Here is a 16,014-nt window from a genome sequence, read left to right as displayed (position 1 = left end):
ATTCGGCTCTCATTAACCCGTATCTAATCAGTGTGATTGTGTCGCCTTACTCAACAACAGATCCCAATCAGATAGCTCAACTTGCCCTTTGCGAATATTCACCTTGTGGTAACCTTTTTCGGTCAAGGATTTCACTTCAATAAAAGAATGACCAAACAAAGACTTTTTAACCGTTAGATTCGCCTTAATACCATGCAAATACACGATTCCATTATCTAAAGACAAATGGCTTTTCGTGAGCCTTGAGGCAAACATGTAAAACGCAGTCATGAGAGTAATTGAGATGATGAAAGGAAAAAGCTGCAATTCAGTTTGATAAAAGAAACTGATCATCAGAGATACGATCGTGTAGGTTATCGTCATTGATAGAACAACACTCCATTGTGGCCCATTACTTTTAAATGAGATTTCCCGTGCCATCATAAATTCCTTTGCGTAATTGTTTGACCACATTTGAAATATTTATAAAACGGAATAATTTTATTATGAATAATGATGCATTTTAAGGAGTAAATCACGCTATTGAATGACACAGCTCGCAATTAGACATTTACGTGCTGTTCACACCTAAATGTCTAATTAACTCATCAACCGGATAGGTTATGAACTTTCTGAAATTAACGAGCCACCATGCTTGCAGCAATAACAACCAACAATACTGAGAAGATCTTCTTGATGGTTGGGACCGGTAAATGGTTTGTCGCTTTTGCGCCTAACGGGGCCGTAAACCAAGACGTACACACGATACCCAATAACGCTGGTAGATAAACAAAACCCGCGAATCCATCAGTTAAAGCAAAATGGCTACTACCCGAACTGATGTAACCAATCGAGCCAAATAGCGCGATCACAATGCCACAAGCCGACGCACAGCCAATCGCCTTTTTCATATCGACAGAGAAGAAGGTTAATAACGGAACCAACAATGCACCGCCACCAATCCCTATCATGGCAGACAAGCCACCCGTAATGGTTGTCAGAACAGTTAGCACACCTTTGTTTGGCAGTTTTCGTTCTTTAGGTGCATCATTTTTGCAGCTCAAGAACATCTTGATCGCAATGAGAACCACACTCACAGCAAACACAATACGAACGACTTTTTCTGGCAACAGAGCCGCCATAAAGCCGCTAATCAGTGCACCCAGAGCAACACCCAACATGATCCAAGGCGCTAGATCCCAAGGCACGTTTCCATTCTTATGGTGAGCAAGTGCAGAAGACGTTGAGGTGAATAGTATCGATGCCAACGAGGTTGCAATCGCCGCGACAACCACTTGGTCAGACGGTAAAACGTCTAAATAAAGTAAAATGCTGCTTAGGACGGGAACAATGATCAGCCCTCCGCCAATACCTAACAAACCGGCGAGAAACCCAACACCACTGCCTAGTAAAGCACAGTAGAAAATCAACAACAGCAATTCACTCATTTCATCCATCTCTTATTCAATTAATTGTCTTAAATAACACACTATTAATGTGGTTATATTTCCATCAAGATAATTAATATAACTGACACCTACTTAAATATTCAAACATAATAGATCATGAATATTCCTCATGTTGAATGTGAAGTAATACCATTGTTAATGATGAACCTATCCACGTATAAAAACCTTAAGCGAATAAATTTATACGACATTAATTCTACTAAGCATTAATGTCAGACAGCATAGCCTTCGATTCTTAATCTGGTCAAAAGCAAAAAATAAAGCAGTTTTAATACTAAAGACCGAGAGAATCAGACAACGAATTGGGATACTAGATCAACATGAATAATGAATTTAACTTTACGATTAAGAGCATTAGCCTCGACGAAAACTACCAGCCTGCAGACAGCACGCGTATCACAACTAACTTTGCTAATTTGGCTCGCGGCGACAGCCGTCAAGCGAACTTACGTAACGCACTACAGATGATTGACAACAGTTTCAATGCTTTAGCACATTGGGACAACCCAAAGGGCGACCGCTACTCTGTAGAGCTTGAAATCATTTCTGTTGATATGGACATTGAAAGCAACGGCGAGGCCTTCCCTTCGATTGAAGTACTGAAAACCAACATTCTGGACCACAAAACGAACGAGCGCATTGAAGGTATAATCGGGAATAACTTCTCGTCTTATGTTCGTGATTATGATTTCAGTGTATTACTATTAGATCATAATAAAGGCCAAGATAAATTCAGTATTCCAGCCGATTTTGGTGATTTACATGGCAAGCTGTTTAAATATTTCGTTAACTCTCAAGCGTACAAAGAAAACTTTAAAAAACCACCGGTTATTTGTTTGAGTGTTTCAGATAATAAAACTTATTACCGTACAGAAAATCAACACCCTGTATTAGGTTTTGAATATCAACCGAATGAGTCTTCTTTAACTGAACAATATTTCAAGAAGATGGGCTTACAGATTCGTTATTTCATGCCGCCAAATAGTGTTGCTCCTCTGGCTTTCTATTTCTTTGGTGATCTGCTGAATGATTACTCTAACCTAGAGCTTATCAGCACCATTAGCACCATGGGTACCTTCCAGAAGATCTACCGACCTGAGATTTACAACGCGAACGCTGTTGCAGGCAACTGCTACCAACCAAACTTGAAAAACTTGGATCACTCACTGACTCAAATCGTGTATGACCGAGAAGAACGAAGCAAGCTAGCTGTTGAACAAGGTAAGTTCGCAGAAGAAAACTTCATTAAGCCATATCAGTCGGTACTAGAGAACTGGTCTGCCAACTACGCGCTGTAATCGTTCTATTTTACGCGCATTAGGAAACATACGATCCACTTTGGGAATCTAAGGACAGGCAGAATTATTATGAAAACACTATTACCGACTTCAACTGCGGGCAGTTTGCCGAAACCGTCTTGGCTAGCACAACCAGAAACACTTTGGTCTCCATGGAAACTGGAAGGCAACGAATTAACGGATGGCAAGCAGGACGCACTGCGCGTGTCGCTTCATGAGCAACAGCAAGCCGGAATTGATATCGTGAGTGATGGCGAACAAACCCGCCAGCACTTTGTGACGACCTTCATTGAACACCTGAATGGTGTCGATTTCGAGAAGCGTGAAACCGTTAAAATCCGCGACCGCTACGATGCGAGTGTACCTACAGTAGTTGGCCCAGTTTCTCGTCAGAAATCGGTGTTTGTTGAAGATGCCAAATTCTTGCGCCAGCAAACCGACCAACCGATCAAATGGGCTCTGCCGGGTCCTATGACCATGATAGATACACTTTACGATGCGCATTACCAAAGCCGTGAAAAACTGGCGTGGGAATTTGCAAAGATCCTCAACGAAGAAGCGAAAGAACTTGAAGCTGCAGGCGTTGATATTATTCAGTTCGATGAGCCCGCATTTAACGTGTTCTTTGATGAAGTGAACGATTGGGGTATCGCTTGTTTGGAAAGAGCCATTGAAGGCCTTAAATGCGAAACCGCAGTCCATATTTGCTATGGCTACGGCATCAAAGCAAACACAGATTGGAAGAAGACACTAGGCACTGAGTGGCGCCAATATGAAGAAGTCTTCCCTAAGCTGCAGCAATCAAATATCGATATCATCTCATTAGAGTGTCACAACTCTCATGTACCACTTGAACTGCTTGAGCTTGTTCGCGGCAAGAAAGTGATGGTTGGCGCTATTGATGTTGCTACAGATTCTATTGAAACACCGGAAGAAGTGGCTAGCACTCTAAGAGAAACACTTAAGTATGTTGATGCCGACAAGCTCTACCCTTGCACTAACTGTGGTATGGCTCCCCTACCTCGCGAAATTGCCTCAGCTAAGCTGAATGCACTCAGCGCTGGCGCAGAGATCGTTCGTAAAGAGCTTTCAGCGTAACGCTTCACGAGCGACACAAATATACCTGGAGCCTAAGTATCACATTGATGCTTAGGCTTCTGTATTCTTCTCAACTGCCACTCTCTATTTATCTAATCTCTTATCTATCTAACCTCTTATCTATCTAAGAAGGTAGCCATCTTCTTCAGAGTGATTAGCGCCTTATCAAGCTCATCTCTTTCAATGCCTTCAGCGCCACTTTCTGCCCATACTTCCTGTTTTTTATCTAATAGCGCATACGCTTCTTTACCTTTTTCAGTCATGTTAACCAACTTTGCTTTTTTGTGATTCGGGTTATCAAGCCAAGTTAGCAGGCCATCTTTCACCATGATGTCGGTAACACGCTGTGTCGCTTGTCTGCTTTGCCCCATAATACGAGCAATTTGAGAAACCGTGACCAGATCACCGGACTTTTCAATCGCCCCCATCACCTTCCATCTGGCACTGCTTAGCCCTAACTCTTCAGTTAATTTGTCACCCTCAGCATTCAATAAACCACTGACCTTAAAGATCTCTAGTGCGATCTTTGTGAAAACTTCTCCATTCGTATCCATAACACCCACTTTGACAACATGCTGTCATTAAATTAGACTCAAACTAAATTGACAACATGTTACCAAATTAATGGAGAGAATGATATGAAACCAATAATCCACAGAACAGCGGCATTAACAGCAACACTGTGTGTCGCTACATTCTTTACTAGCACATTGCTTGTAGAACTGTTTGGCACTTTGAAATCAGTCGAGTTAGTCAAATCGCTGATCGTTTTTCCGGGTTTATTTATACTTGTCCCAGCCATTGCTATTACTGGTGCGACCGGTGCATCTATGGCAAAACAACGTAAAGGGAAAATAGTTGAACGTAAAAGTAAACGCATGCCAATTATTGCGTTCAACGGGATCGTTATTTTGATCCCAGCCGCGTACTTTTTGAATCAGTGGGCAAGTTTAGGAGAGTTCGACTCTGTGTTTTATGGCGTTCAGATTTTAGAACTGATAGCAGGCGCAACCAACCTAACACTGATGTCTTTGAATATTATGGACGGCAGAAAATTTCGTCCTAAGAAGGTAAAGCAAGGCTAAGCTCATCGTTTTTAAGCTAACAGATGAGCTTCATAGTCGGCTGTTTACCACGTTTTATCTAAATCTTGAGCGTATAAGGAGATCGCTCGTTGGTACTCTTTTATCGCATCGCTATTGGTCGTAGAAACCAACAACTCAAGCAACAGAGACGTTGCCTCTTTATGGCGACCCAAATTATACAAACACATCGCATAGAAAGGCTGAACTTCAAGGGAATCAGGATACTCAGCCATCGTCTGCTCAAAATAGCTTAAAGCCTCGGTATAAAGGCCAAGGCTTCGATATGTACTCGCCAAACCGAAAAGCGCATCAAAGCGTTCTGTAGAAGTAAGTTCACCCGACAGAGACAGCAAATAATGCTCGATAGCCTCCTGTTCTTTACCTTGGTTGTCGTAAGACCAAGCTATCTGCAAGTGTGCTTTCGCAGCATATTTTCCCTTATCGAGTAGTGTCGCCAGCAAGTCTCGTGACTCTTGGTACTTGGCTTCTTTTCGCAACTCGATGGCTTGTTTGATAATGGTGTCCATAACTCTCCCTGACGCTTAAGCGCTGTGCTAGGCGTTCATTTCCTCGAACATCTGTTTATAAGATTGAGTTTGCAGTGCTGATTGAGTCAGCCCAAACTTACTGGCTAATAACTCCAACTCATCTTTATAAGCCGACAACTTAGACTCATCATCCGTCATGATAGCGAACTCTGCAAAATCACCGATACCCGTTAGTGAGTCGACAGTTATATGAAATTCACCCACGAAGTAGATACTGCGTGTCTTCTGCGCTTTTAGAATCACTTCATAACCCAAATTTTCAAGCATACTCTTAGCATTCGACGCATCGGTGATGTTTGTCGCTTCGCATCGGTCAGACTCTGGGCCTTTTACAATCCATAGCTTAATACCCGATGGTTCCATTGTGCGAATGCACAAGCTTTTGTTTTGAGCTTGTAAGCTTCTGTCTGGGCTATCGAAATACCAATCGCACTCAAGATTATCTTGGAGCATCACTTCATGGGGAATAAGACTCAATGTCTTCAAGAATTCTGATTTAGAATCGAGGCGATACTTAAGCTCTACTTCGTATTTACCCTGGAAATGGTTGTTAGTCATATACTAGCTCGGTGCAAAAACGGGATACTAGCACACCAACAGAACCTAAAATACAAACTGGCGCACAACACAAACTAAAGAAGTTGAACTATGCACGGCAAGCCAATATACGCTGCCATTCATCTTGGTTCATTGCCCCTTTCGGAAGGTAAATATTGCGTTTTTGCATCTCGCCTTTCGTGTATGAAAGCTTAATAACAGAACCGATGCCAAAAGGAAGAATACTGCCCTGTAATTTGATATCGCAAGCGTGACCATCGAAACAAACATGGTTGTTCGATATTTCAAAAGAGCGATTGCGGAACTGCCACCATAACGTGACGACTTTTAACACCGCAACAACACTGAACATCAACCCAATAGTAGACAGTGATTGAGGGTTACCATCAAATAACCAATAAATAGACACTAATAAGAACGCAGCGAGTGCGAACTCAACCAATGTATATTTAACAAAATTTAATCGGATACGGCTAACCATGGTGCCTTCCTTGTACTGAATCCAAACGTAACTCCATTTCAACCAAGCCTTTAATCTCGGAAAGTTTGGTGAAGCCTTTTGATTGATAAAGCTTAATAGCGGGGTTCTCACTGAACACACGTAGCACTAACTGAGTCGATGCTTGATTGTTCGCATGTTCGATCACTAAATCTAAACACTTAGCACCAAAGCCTCGGCCTTGATGTTCAGCTAATATCTGAAAGTCTCTGAGAAACGTGGTGTCACTGGTATAGCTGAATCGAATAACTCCAATACGGTTGCCACCAACATAAACTTCATAGTTATCCAACTCATCCCAACTTCGTAAAAACTGACTATGACCCCAAGCGATGTCACGAGCCTGATAGTAACTCGCCATATTCGTTTTGGTGATTAGCTCAGCGAATTGAGGATCTGAACCTTTGACCAGCTTTACTTTCATATTTTGCCCTTTGTTTTCAAACCACACCTGAATACTGTGTAGGCAAATGCCACATATCTTGAATCATTGTTGATGGTTAGCTATTTACATTCCTGCCAGCTGTACTCCATTTGACGCGCAACTTTCTTGGCAAACTGTAGGCCGTTATGTACTGATACTAAATGTAAGCTCATATCTATACCTGCCGAGATACCGCCAGATGTAGTGAATTTACCTGACGCCACCCACCGTTTATCACTGATCACATTTAAACTTGGGAATTGCTGCGCTAAGTCGGAGATGTCTTCCCAATGAGTGGTTACTGTTAACCTCTCAAGTAAACCTGCTTTAGCTAAAAGAAATGCACCAGTACAAACAGACACGACTTGTGAGGCCGATTCTGAAACAGAAGATATCCAATCGAGCACATTTGGCTTGTTCATTTCGTCAGTATGTACACCACCAACGACCATCAACAAATCTATTTTGGGGTGATTATTTAACGAGTAGTCAGGCAATACCTTAAAACCGCCCCGAGCTATAACCGGTTCTGCAGTTTCGGAGATTAAGAATACATTTAGATCTTCAGCACCTAAGCGCTTTGCTGTACTGAAGACTTCAAACGGGCCAGAGAAGTCGAGAACTTCTGCTTGATTATAAATATAGATTCCGATGTTCATTGCACCTCCATGCACAACTTCATTAATAACTAGAATTTACCATATGTATCTTGTTCGGCTAATCCATCAGCGTAGACCAATTTCAATTGAGAACCGAAAAAGGCAGAGTTCCCTAACGTAATAACCTTCTACAAATGCGTATCGAAAGTGCCAAATATTGGATGTCATGAAAATTATCCTTTATTCGTCAACGCCAAGATTATCACCCAGCTTTTCTATAAACCAAGTCCCTTGGCACGGGCCATTAGTTAAGTGCCAACGACCATCAAATCTCTCGCCGCTGCCAGTTGCTGAGAATCGATAATCCCATTGGCGATGTTTAGCATATAAACGTAAGTCGCCGCTTTCTGTCACCCAACCTTCTAATGGTGTTCCGTTGTAGGTAAGCCTTAGCGTGGCTTTACCTTCACGAATGTTTCCAGTGATGGTTGTTCGCTCACACATATTATTGCCAGTAGTGTTAATTCGACGGCCTAGCCACTCACCGTCAAAGTCAGTAGATGGCACAAATTGGGGACTATCAGGAAGTTTAGGGAACGACTCGGAATTACTGGACCCGAACCATTGAAGTTCGCGGCCAGCGAGGAAGAAGACAACAAAGCCAATTGATACAGCGATGACAAATCCCTTTTTCATAATCTAGTCGCCTTCTTATAAAAACTAGAAGAACCCTAACATAATGAAAATTAATGAGTTAGCCAAAATAATATCAACTTTGATGTATAACACAGATTGCAGTTTAATCTATGTTCAACCGACTAACGGATTCTGCACCTTAGGTTGAGCGCCCTTCTGGAAAAACACTTAACTCGGCCTGTAATTCACACCAGTTCGCTTTGTATTTTGTATAAATCTGAGCATCAATTGTGACAGGAATATCGACATCGAACGTTGATATCGCCAACTCGATATTTTCAAGAGGTTCACCTTGAACTCTGAAGCCAAGGCTTGATCCACAGTTGGAGCAGAATGTTCGTGTTGTGCCGTTTGATGCGACAAACTCTTTGAGTCGATCTTTGCCAGAAAGCCAGTTTAAGCCTCTTACGCCAACTGACGTCCCGAAAGCGGCGCCATGAAATTTTCGGCACATTGAACAGTGGCAGTTTGCGGCTTTTTCGCTAAACCCTTCAACAGAAAAACGAACACTGCCACACAAACACGAACCTTTAAAATCTGCACTCATCCTGAGTCTCCTTCCTATTCATACCGAGTGTTAACCCACTGGCTATTGCGGGCTTCTAACCATTTAACGCATTACGCCAATATTGCACCGTTTTATCAGATACAGAACCAGTTTCATTGGCCACTGCGATCAAGAAGTCACATAAGTTGATCGCAACCTCTTCATTGCCTAGCAAGTATAAACTGCGAATGGCTCGTGTTAGTCGAAGCTGGTTATGATCATGACTCTTCAACCATACATGGTTGGCTGGGCTAAGTGGCAACGATGAGGATATTTCACTTCCGTCTCGCTGCATGCCCCAGAAATCAAGCATCAGGTCGAGTACTTGTAGATGAGCTGTACGAAGGTCTTCTGAGTTAACAAAAAGCGCCCTATCTTCTTGAGTCACCAACGGTGCATGTTGATTAAACTTAGTCCCTTCATCGATTGGGAAAAACACTTGAATATACTTATGGTCATGCTCCAACCAAAAGTGATTATAAGCTAACAACTGTTCAATATTACGACCAAATTTGTCTGGCACTTCACCAGAGATAAAGCGAGCAATCTCACTCATTTTAAAATCCTACCGATTATATTTTGCTGCGGGTTTCCGCTAAATGCAGGGAGTTGCGGTTAAAACCTCAGAAGAGCCCACTGATGCTATTAGAGATTTATTCTGATCGATAACCAAACCGAGCCAAGTAATGCCAGACCTTCTTTACGTCTTGTTGGTCATAACCTTGCTCTGTCACGGCTAGCCCCAGTATTTTCGCATTGATCTTGCCGTTTACCGCTAACTTTTTTGCGAGTTCTATAAACGACTGGCCGCGATAATCTGGGTAGCGGTTCATCTCTTCTAGGCTTAACTCGTAGCCATTGTGCCACTTTATCGGAACGCCCAATTTCACCGCGCGTTCTTCAATAATCGTCAAGCGGTAAATAGGGTCTAATACAAGGCAGTCAATATCGTCTTTCAGAGAGATAACCCCATGAACATGTGCCTCGATATAATCATCAAGTAAATCGACATCCGATGAAGATGCCTTATCAATTAACGCTTTTACTCGGCTAGACACGGCGAAGTCTTCTGGCTCAAAGAAGCTGTCTGGATAACAGAACGTGGTTCGTGCCAAGGTGTCGGCTTTCAACTGGAAGTAAGCAGAACCAAAACGGGATGAAGCGCCAGTCTCATAGTTACGGTAGTTCAGTGCGCCATATTTCGGCCTAAGCGTGTTCGGAGCATTGTCATACGCGCCGTCGAACACTCGCTTTTCCCATAACCAACGATCACCACCGGGGTAAGCCGTAATACCACCATTGCTGGTGCCCGTTTCAAATTGAGACTTCAAACATCCATCGTCAGCCATCGCTTCGAGCAAAGGTTTATTGTCAGACGTATAACGATCGGGGTGGAAGTTGATCGTCACCGCGCAACTCGTTAAACAATCCGTGCCTTGTGATTTCAATCGGATATTTTCGATTGCTTGCTCTACTGCATTGCCAACCATGAAGTCTCCTATTTTCGAAAAAGAATACTGCGCCGCTTCAACAAGTAGTACAACGCAGACAATAAACTTAACCCATTAAGATATGAACACAAAGCCTAGTTTAAAGATTGCCTGCCAAGTGTTAGATATCAGACTATTTGAACAACTCTGGTGAGGTTTCCGAGTTTACTTTTCTAACAAACGACACTGGGACTCTGCGACACATTTTAGTTCTGCTGCATGTCCAGGGATTCGTTCGTGAAGAAAACACAATGCATCCACTGGCGTAACCTAGAGGCAGGCACGGCACTCATGTGGTGTATAAAGACTATGCATTAACTTAGTTCTCGTTGGCATTGGCGTTGGGCGTTGGCGTATGAGTGTTAGACTTAAGCCAACAACCAGTGTGTTAATAACTGAGTACTAAAGCCTGAACGACTAAAAGAGATGGGTAATATATGCACCGAAAGGTTACATCTTTCAAAGACAATATCCTTCAGAAAGCGTCCTTCGGTGCATACAATTTCAAGCGACTTACATTAGTGACTAATGTAACGCTAACATAAGAGACTAGCGTAAGCGTCTCAACACAACCTGCTGGTCGAGCTCATTCTGATAGTCCGTGTAATCAAGCCCTTGATCAAATATGTACTCAGTGACAAGAGTACGAATGCACTCAACTAATGTGCTTGCTTGCCAAGGCTTTTCAAAGTAACGGTCGATGCCTGCTGCATTAATCGCATTGATGGTATCAGTATGAGTGGCCTGTCCCGTAAGAAGAATTTTCTTTGTATTCGCAAAGCGGCTGTCATGGGACACTTCAGTGAGTAACTCCACACCCGTTTTCCCTGGCATCACATGATCAGACACGATGACGGTAATGTGTTCGCCTTCTGCGTCAAGTTCATCAATGAGATCAAGCACTTCTTGCGCTGATTCACAATCTTCAATATTCAGCCAACTCGCCAGCGGCTCTAAATCTTGTATCACTGCGCTCAGTACTTCTCTCTGGTCATCGACACAGATTAAATTAAGCTTCTCCATGTTCACCCTCTATTGGTAACTTGATTCTAAATACAGTTTTAGAAGCATCACTTTTCACAATGACACTTCCGCCATAACCCGCCACAATCCGCTTAACTATTGATAAACCCAAGCCCAATCCAAACGATAAACCACCTTTTTTAGTGGTGAAGTTGGGCTGAAACACCTTTCTACGAGTCACCTCGTCTATCTCAGGGCCGTTATTCGCGATCGTAACTAATATTCTTTTCTTACTTAATCTGGTTTGAATTTCTATTGCAGCATCGTCTGAATTCGACATTGCATCACAAGCATTCTTTACAATGTTGACCCAAATCTGAACAAGCTCTGTTTTCGAGCCTTTAAAAGTCGGCAAATCTGCTGGGCTCAATCGCACAGACACTCTACGTAACTCACTTTGTAACAACGATAAGGCATGGTTAATGGAGTCATTAATATCAACCGCTTCTTCGGTGTCAATATCAACTCTGCCAAGTTGTTTAACCGATTTTACGATGCCGACGGTGTGTCTAGATGCCAAACGTAAATCATGTAAATCACAGCCCATCTGCCAAAAACGAATCGCTTCTTCTGGGTTTTTCAGCCAATGCTTTGAAATAACGTCTGTTGCAGATAAAGCGTCAATTGGAATCGCCTTTGCAAGAGAGCGAGCAATGTTTTTGTCTAAACCATATTTTCTTTCAAATTGTCGCCCACGTGTTCGCGCTTCTGACGACGACGTTTTCTGACCATGCATTAACCCAAAATCGAAAAATTGACTGGCTTCTGGATGCACTTCTTCAAGCAGATCCATGATGACCGTTTCAAGTCGACCAGCTTTACTATTTACTACACCAATAGCGTTGTTAAGTTCATGGGCAATCCCTGCAGCCAATTGACCCAAGGTCGTCATTTGCTCAGCAGTATGTAACTTTTCTAGCGCTTTTTGTTTCGCTATCGCTTCTTGTGTTGCGCGGCGTTGACGGCGAGACAACTCATTGACAATCACAGGTGTGAACTGTGCGGTAAGAGGGCCAAATTTACCTTCATCTTCTGCCGGCGTGTCTTTATCGATCCACGCTAACTCAACATCGGTTTTGGCAACAACCGTTGAAGATGCTGTCCAATTACCTGAAAAGAAGCTATGAACGCCTATAAAAGCCCCACTACCCGCGCTAAATACTCGCACTTGCGGTGTATTCTCTTCGGTATAAAACCCTTCCAGTTCTCCACTCAACACATAATATAAACGAGTGTTTAACGCTGATTGCTCAATAATGGTGTTACCGGCACAGCACGTCACCCGACGTTCTGCGTGGTTAAAATAGCGATCGATAAGTGCTTCTAACTTTTGTTGATACACGTATCGTTATCCTATGTGACCAATTGAATGTAGCAGCCACACCATAACAAAACTCAGTAGCACACCAACCACACCCAAAATAATACCGATTCTGGCCATTTGATTACTTTGCACATGACCAGTGGCATGAGCCAACGCATTTGGTGGCGTACTGATTGGTAGCGACATACCTAATGAAGCGGCAAAAGTCACAACCAGAATTAACGTTAATTCACCGCCTAGTGGTGTGAGTGACGCCATAGACGAACCTAATGCCGCCATAATTGGCATTAACAAGTTAGCCGTTGCGGTATGAGACATAAAGTTTGCCATTACCAAGCACAAGAACGCCGCTCCGAACAACACCACATAGGGTGAGTAGGTATCAAACGGAATACTGTGTACCACGAGCTTTGCTAAGCCCGTTTTATCGAGAGCCAAACCAAGCGCAATACCACCTGATACAAGCCACAGTACATCCCAAGAAATTTTCTTCAGGTCTTCTTTATTGATGATCCCGGAGAGAGAGAACACAGCAACAGGAATCAGAGCGACGGTATAAGAGTTCATGCCATGGCTTGAACCCATTAACCAAAGAATGATGGTGAGCGCAAAAGTGACGTACACCGCAATGGCTTTGGGTGTTTTAAGGAATTTACCTTTAATACTTAGTTCGATTTTCTTTTGGTCAGCTTTGTACATAAAGCCGATTAAAAACCACGCTAACGCCATCATAATAACGACAAACGGCACACCAAATGCCATCCATTCGCCGAACGTAATGAGGTTATCGCCAACTAAATATTTAAGTGCGATAGCGTTCGGAGGGGTTCCTATCGGGGTGCCAATGCCACCGATGTTAGCAGCAACAGGGATACAAAGCGCAAACGCTACACGACCGGGGTCTTTCGGACCAAACACAGCCAGTACCGGCGTTAAAATAGATAGCATCATTGCCGTTGTTGCTGTGTTAGACATAAACATCGAAAAGATACCGGTGATCAACATTAAACCGAGCATCACAAACTTTGGGTCTTGTCCAAATGGCTTCAATAATACACGGGCTAAGTTTACGTCTAATCGATATTTAGTGGCGGCCATTGCTAAGAAAAAACCGCCCAAAAACAGCATGATGATTGGGCTGGCGAATGTTGCCATGATATCGCTGTATTTTAACAGCTCACCAAAATGTTCTTCCCCATGATCAAACCTTAAAAAGATCAGCCCTTTATCCGACAACATCAATAATTGCAGAACGATAATAACAACAGACGTCGCGTAGATCGGGATAGGCTCGAACACCCAGCACAATGCCGCTAATAAAAAGATCGCGATAACGCGTTGTTGAATAATCGTGAGGCCTTCAAATGGAAACGCTGATAGCGGCATTACGAGGATAATGAAAGGAATTAAAATAGGGATAATGTATTTAATATAGGGGCGCATAGCACAAAAACTCTTCCTGAGATAACAACTACTTAGAAATTAGATTTAAAGTTCTAATTTGGATCCGACAACGAATTATCGATCTCTTATCACTATCTCACTATCGGCTAGATCAATGATTACGTAATCGCGATATCCCCATTTTCGTTTCTGTGCGCTACATCTACGTTTGTGTGTCATTTACTGTTGCAATTAAATTCCGAGAAACAAAAAGCAAACGTTCGCCCTTGCGTGGGAGAACCGTAAACTTCGGCGCTTGCACCGTTGCAGAGTAATCACCTAAAACTTCAATCTCAGTTTGGTCTATCAGCTCACTCGTTTTAAGCCACACATTGTATGATTTAGTGAAATAACCATTCAGATAGTTCGCAGCCAAATAAGCTTTTAATGAATGAGGTTGATGGATGCTGGCACTGCTATAAAGTGCCTTTTCCAATAGTTGGTTGCTTGTCATGTTTCCTCCTTGAAACGTGACCCTTAACTCTATGCTGAGAGATGGCTTAATGTGGGATGAAAATACAGCCAAAAACTAATCATTGACGCCATAGTCGTTTGTTATGTGTAATTTTTTCCCTTGAGTACCAACCTTACAAGCTCACCGATAGAAGTGATGTACAGGCTTGCACCTCCACTCGTTTCATATTTATCACAGTCATCGTAGCAATCACTATCTTTAACTACCATAGGTTCAAAATATACATCGACTAATCCAGTGTTAATAAATGTATTTTCAGAATTAAAATCAATCGATTCTGACGGCTCATTAGCAAACTCTAAAAAATCACCAATAAACATACTATCGATAATTCGACTAATTTTTAAAAATTGATTGTATGTGATTTCTCCGACAAGAAACTCAGAGAAGAATATGGCAATAATTTTACTCGTATAGTGGTCTTCTGTTTTCTCTATGATATAGATAAGCTTCTCACCAACTTTTACTTTGTAGTCATCCGAGTTGTCAATTGAATCGATCATAGTTCGGCGCTGTTCTACCGGAATATCCGACAACTCAGAAAGAAATGAAATAAGCTTTTTCGTAAACAGAGCATCACGCACGCTACCAATCGCATTGATACCACCTACAATACTAGATAGCACTGGGATGTCTCTTAATACACCATTATCTAAAATTGCATCTATACCAACTTCGCCAAGATTTACCGCTAAATTGGTCAGATCATCTTTTTTAAGAGATTCTTCTAACGACTTTGAAAGCTTCATTTTATCTGTTTCCAATGATTACACATAAACGCCCGCTTAAGCGCTTGTTATGAGTAAATTTCTCTTATTGCGTCAATTAACCCGTATACAATTAATGGGTTATCTACTCGTGCTTCTGGGTGGCAATATGCAATGACATACTTCTTTGGTGCTCTTTCATACCACCAAACTCCACGATTAGTCCTCTTCCATTCATATTTATTAAGCCCCGCAGTATCCTTAAATAAGTCACCTGTCCCGCCACATATGGTTATATCAGGATTATATAGAGAAAACTGTTGCTCAATAAAGTTTCGATCTTCATTAGCTACTTTATTAAGAGAAGCTTTATCTGTTGTGTGAGTACCTGGCGATTTTTTTAAGTTCATTGCGCATATTGATTTTAAAGAAGACTGTCTGTCTGCTTCATTAATCTCATCAAACTCTTGCCACGGTATATCACGATTTATATTTCTGATTCCGTTTATCCAGCGGACAACATTATTCCATGTTTGAGATCTCGCACCTTCAGCTAGAAACTCTCTTAAATCCCAACCACCTCCGTCGGAATCATTAACTTCTTTTAATACAATGCATATTTTTGTGTCGGAATTTAAGTAATCCTGTTCAGAAACTAAACCATCTGAAACAAAACCTTTTCTATTTCCTTTCCATTCATCAAAAAGGCTATTTTCTGCATTAGTTATCGACATGCTAATCCTTTACTCATA

Annotated in this window: 20 protein-coding genes and 1 pseudogene; 3 read left to right on the top strand and 18 right to left on the bottom strand. The window is 42.1% G+C overall.

Going from position 1 to position 16,014, the window contains the following annotated elements:
* Positions 1-27 precede the first annotated feature (27 nt).
* Positions 28-420, bottom strand: a complete 393-nt coding sequence (locus tag QQ041_RS15765) for a hypothetical protein (RefSeq protein ID WP_285954432.1) — start codon at positions 418-420, stop codon at positions 28-30.
* Positions 421-617: 197 nt separating this feature from the next.
* Entirely contained in the window at positions 618-1,427 is an 810-nt protein-coding gene (locus tag QQ041_RS15760; protein WP_285954431.1) for a sulfite exporter TauE/SafE family protein, read from the bottom strand.
* A 341-nt stretch (positions 1,428-1,768) separates the two neighbouring features.
* Here QQ041_RS15760 and QQ041_RS15755 point away from each other — a divergent pair, with 341 nt between their 5' ends.
* Positions 1,769-2,746 (top strand): DUF1852 domain-containing protein, encoded by a 978-nt coding sequence (locus QQ041_RS15755; RefSeq protein WP_285954430.1) that lies wholly within the window; start codon positions 1,769-1,771, stop codon positions 2,744-2,746.
* A 69-nt stretch (positions 2,747-2,815) separates the two neighbouring features.
* Complete coding sequence (locus QQ041_RS15750; protein ID WP_285954429.1) at positions 2,816-3,844, top strand: methionine synthase; 1,029 nt, start codon at positions 2,816-2,818, stop codon at positions 3,842-3,844.
* 116 nt (positions 3,845-3,960) lie between these two features.
* Here QQ041_RS15750 and QQ041_RS15745 read toward each other — a convergent pair whose 3' ends face one another.
* Positions 3,961-4,398 carry a MarR family transcriptional regulator gene (locus tag QQ041_RS15745; RefSeq protein WP_285954428.1) on the bottom strand — a complete coding sequence of 146 codons (438 nt, stop codon included), beginning with the start codon at positions 4,396-4,398 and terminating at the stop codon, positions 3,961-3,963.
* A gap of 84 nt (positions 4,399-4,482) precedes the next feature.
* Here QQ041_RS15745 and QQ041_RS15740 point away from each other — a divergent pair, with 84 nt between their 5' ends.
* Positions 4,483-4,929: a hypothetical protein gene (locus QQ041_RS15740; protein ID WP_285954427.1), complete on the top strand. Its 447-nt coding sequence runs from the start codon at positions 4,483-4,485 to the stop codon at positions 4,927-4,929.
* Positions 4,930-4,973: 44 nt separating this feature from the next.
* Here the strand turns inward: QQ041_RS15740 and QQ041_RS15735 are convergent, their stop codons facing one another.
* The 15 genes and pseudogenes from QQ041_RS15735 to QQ041_RS15665 all read right to left on the bottom strand — a co-directional run bounded on the left by QQ041_RS15735 (position 4,974) and on the right by QQ041_RS15665 (position 15,996).
* Positions 4,974-5,456 (bottom strand): tetratricopeptide repeat protein, encoded by a 483-nt coding sequence (locus QQ041_RS15735; RefSeq protein WP_285954426.1) that lies wholly within the window; start codon positions 5,454-5,456, stop codon positions 4,974-4,976.
* A gap of 27 nt (positions 5,457-5,483) precedes the next feature.
* Complete coding sequence (gene cyaB, locus QQ041_RS15730; RefSeq protein ID WP_285954425.1) at positions 5,484-6,035, bottom strand: class IV adenylate cyclase; 552 nt, start codon at positions 6,033-6,035, stop codon at positions 5,484-5,486.
* A gap of 88 nt (positions 6,036-6,123) precedes the next feature.
* The gene (locus QQ041_RS15725) at positions 6,124-6,516 is read right to left on the bottom strand and encodes a hypothetical protein (protein ID WP_285954424.1); all 393 of its coding nucleotides are present in this window, start codon (positions 6,514-6,516) and stop codon (positions 6,124-6,126) included.
* Positions 6,509-6,958: an N-acetyltransferase gene (locus QQ041_RS15720; protein ID WP_285954423.1), complete on the bottom strand. Its 450-nt coding sequence runs from the start codon at positions 6,956-6,958 to the stop codon at positions 6,509-6,511. Before QQ041_RS15720 ends, QQ041_RS15725 begins: the two co-directional genes overlap by 8 nt.
* Before the next feature lie 80 nt (positions 6,959-7,038).
* Positions 7,039-7,617 carry a DJ-1/PfpI family protein gene (locus tag QQ041_RS15715; protein WP_285954422.1) on the bottom strand — a complete coding sequence of 193 codons (579 nt, stop codon included), beginning with the start codon at positions 7,615-7,617 and terminating at the stop codon, positions 7,039-7,041.
* Between the two features lie 180 nt (positions 7,618-7,797).
* Positions 7,798-8,253: a hypothetical protein gene (locus QQ041_RS15710; RefSeq protein WP_285954421.1), complete on the bottom strand. Its 456-nt coding sequence runs from the start codon at positions 8,251-8,253 to the stop codon at positions 7,798-7,800.
* 139 nt (positions 8,254-8,392) lie between these two features.
* Complete coding sequence (locus QQ041_RS15705) at positions 8,393-8,800, bottom strand: GFA family protein (protein ID WP_285954420.1); 408 nt, start codon at positions 8,798-8,800, stop codon at positions 8,393-8,395.
* A gap of 55 nt (positions 8,801-8,855) precedes the next feature.
* A complete protein-coding gene (locus QQ041_RS15700; protein WP_285954419.1) occupies positions 8,856-9,356 on the bottom strand; it encodes an opioid growth factor receptor-related protein in 501 nt (166 codons plus the stop codon).
* 97 nt (positions 9,357-9,453) lie between these two features.
* Positions 9,454-10,290: a DUF3626 domain-containing protein gene (locus QQ041_RS15695; RefSeq protein ID WP_285954418.1), complete on the bottom strand. Its 837-nt coding sequence runs from the start codon at positions 10,288-10,290 to the stop codon at positions 9,454-9,456.
* Positions 10,291-10,839: 549 nt separating this feature from the next.
* The gene (locus tag QQ041_RS15690; RefSeq protein WP_132941394.1) at positions 10,840-11,313 is read right to left on the bottom strand and encodes a response regulator; all 474 of its coding nucleotides are present in this window, start codon (positions 11,311-11,313) and stop codon (positions 10,840-10,842) included.
* On the bottom strand, positions 11,300-12,655 hold the full coding sequence (locus QQ041_RS15685) for an ATP-binding protein (RefSeq protein WP_285954417.1): 1,356 nt from the start codon (positions 12,653-12,655) through the stop codon (positions 11,300-11,302). The genes QQ041_RS15690 and QQ041_RS15685 overlap by 14 nt, the downstream gene beginning before the upstream one ends.
* A gap of 6 nt (positions 12,656-12,661) precedes the next feature.
* Positions 12,662-14,080 carry an SLC13 family permease gene (locus QQ041_RS15680; RefSeq protein WP_285954416.1) on the bottom strand — a complete coding sequence of 473 codons (1,419 nt, stop codon included), beginning with the start codon at positions 14,078-14,080 and terminating at the stop codon, positions 12,662-12,664.
* Positions 14,081-14,291: 211 nt separating this feature from the next.
* Positions 14,292-14,534: pseudogene (locus tag QQ041_RS15675) on the bottom strand (hypothetical protein); the annotation flags it as partial.
* 101 nt (positions 14,535-14,635) lie between these two features.
* Entirely contained in the window at positions 14,636-15,319 is a 684-nt protein-coding gene (locus tag QQ041_RS15670; RefSeq protein WP_285954414.1) for a hypothetical protein, read from the bottom strand.
* Between the two features lie 32 nt (positions 15,320-15,351).
* Positions 15,352-15,996: a hypothetical protein gene (locus QQ041_RS15665; RefSeq protein ID WP_285954413.1), complete on the bottom strand. Its 645-nt coding sequence runs from the start codon at positions 15,994-15,996 to the stop codon at positions 15,352-15,354.
* Positions 15,997-16,014: the final 18 nt, after the last annotated feature.

The organism is Vibrio sp. TMPB1044 (assembly GCF_030442075.1).
Taxonomy (GTDB): domain Bacteria; phylum Pseudomonadota; class Gammaproteobacteria; order Enterobacterales; family Vibrionaceae; genus Vibrio; species Vibrio satsumensis.
Note: the sequence above shows the minus strand (reverse complement) of the source record. Positions and strands in the feature narration are given on the sequence as shown.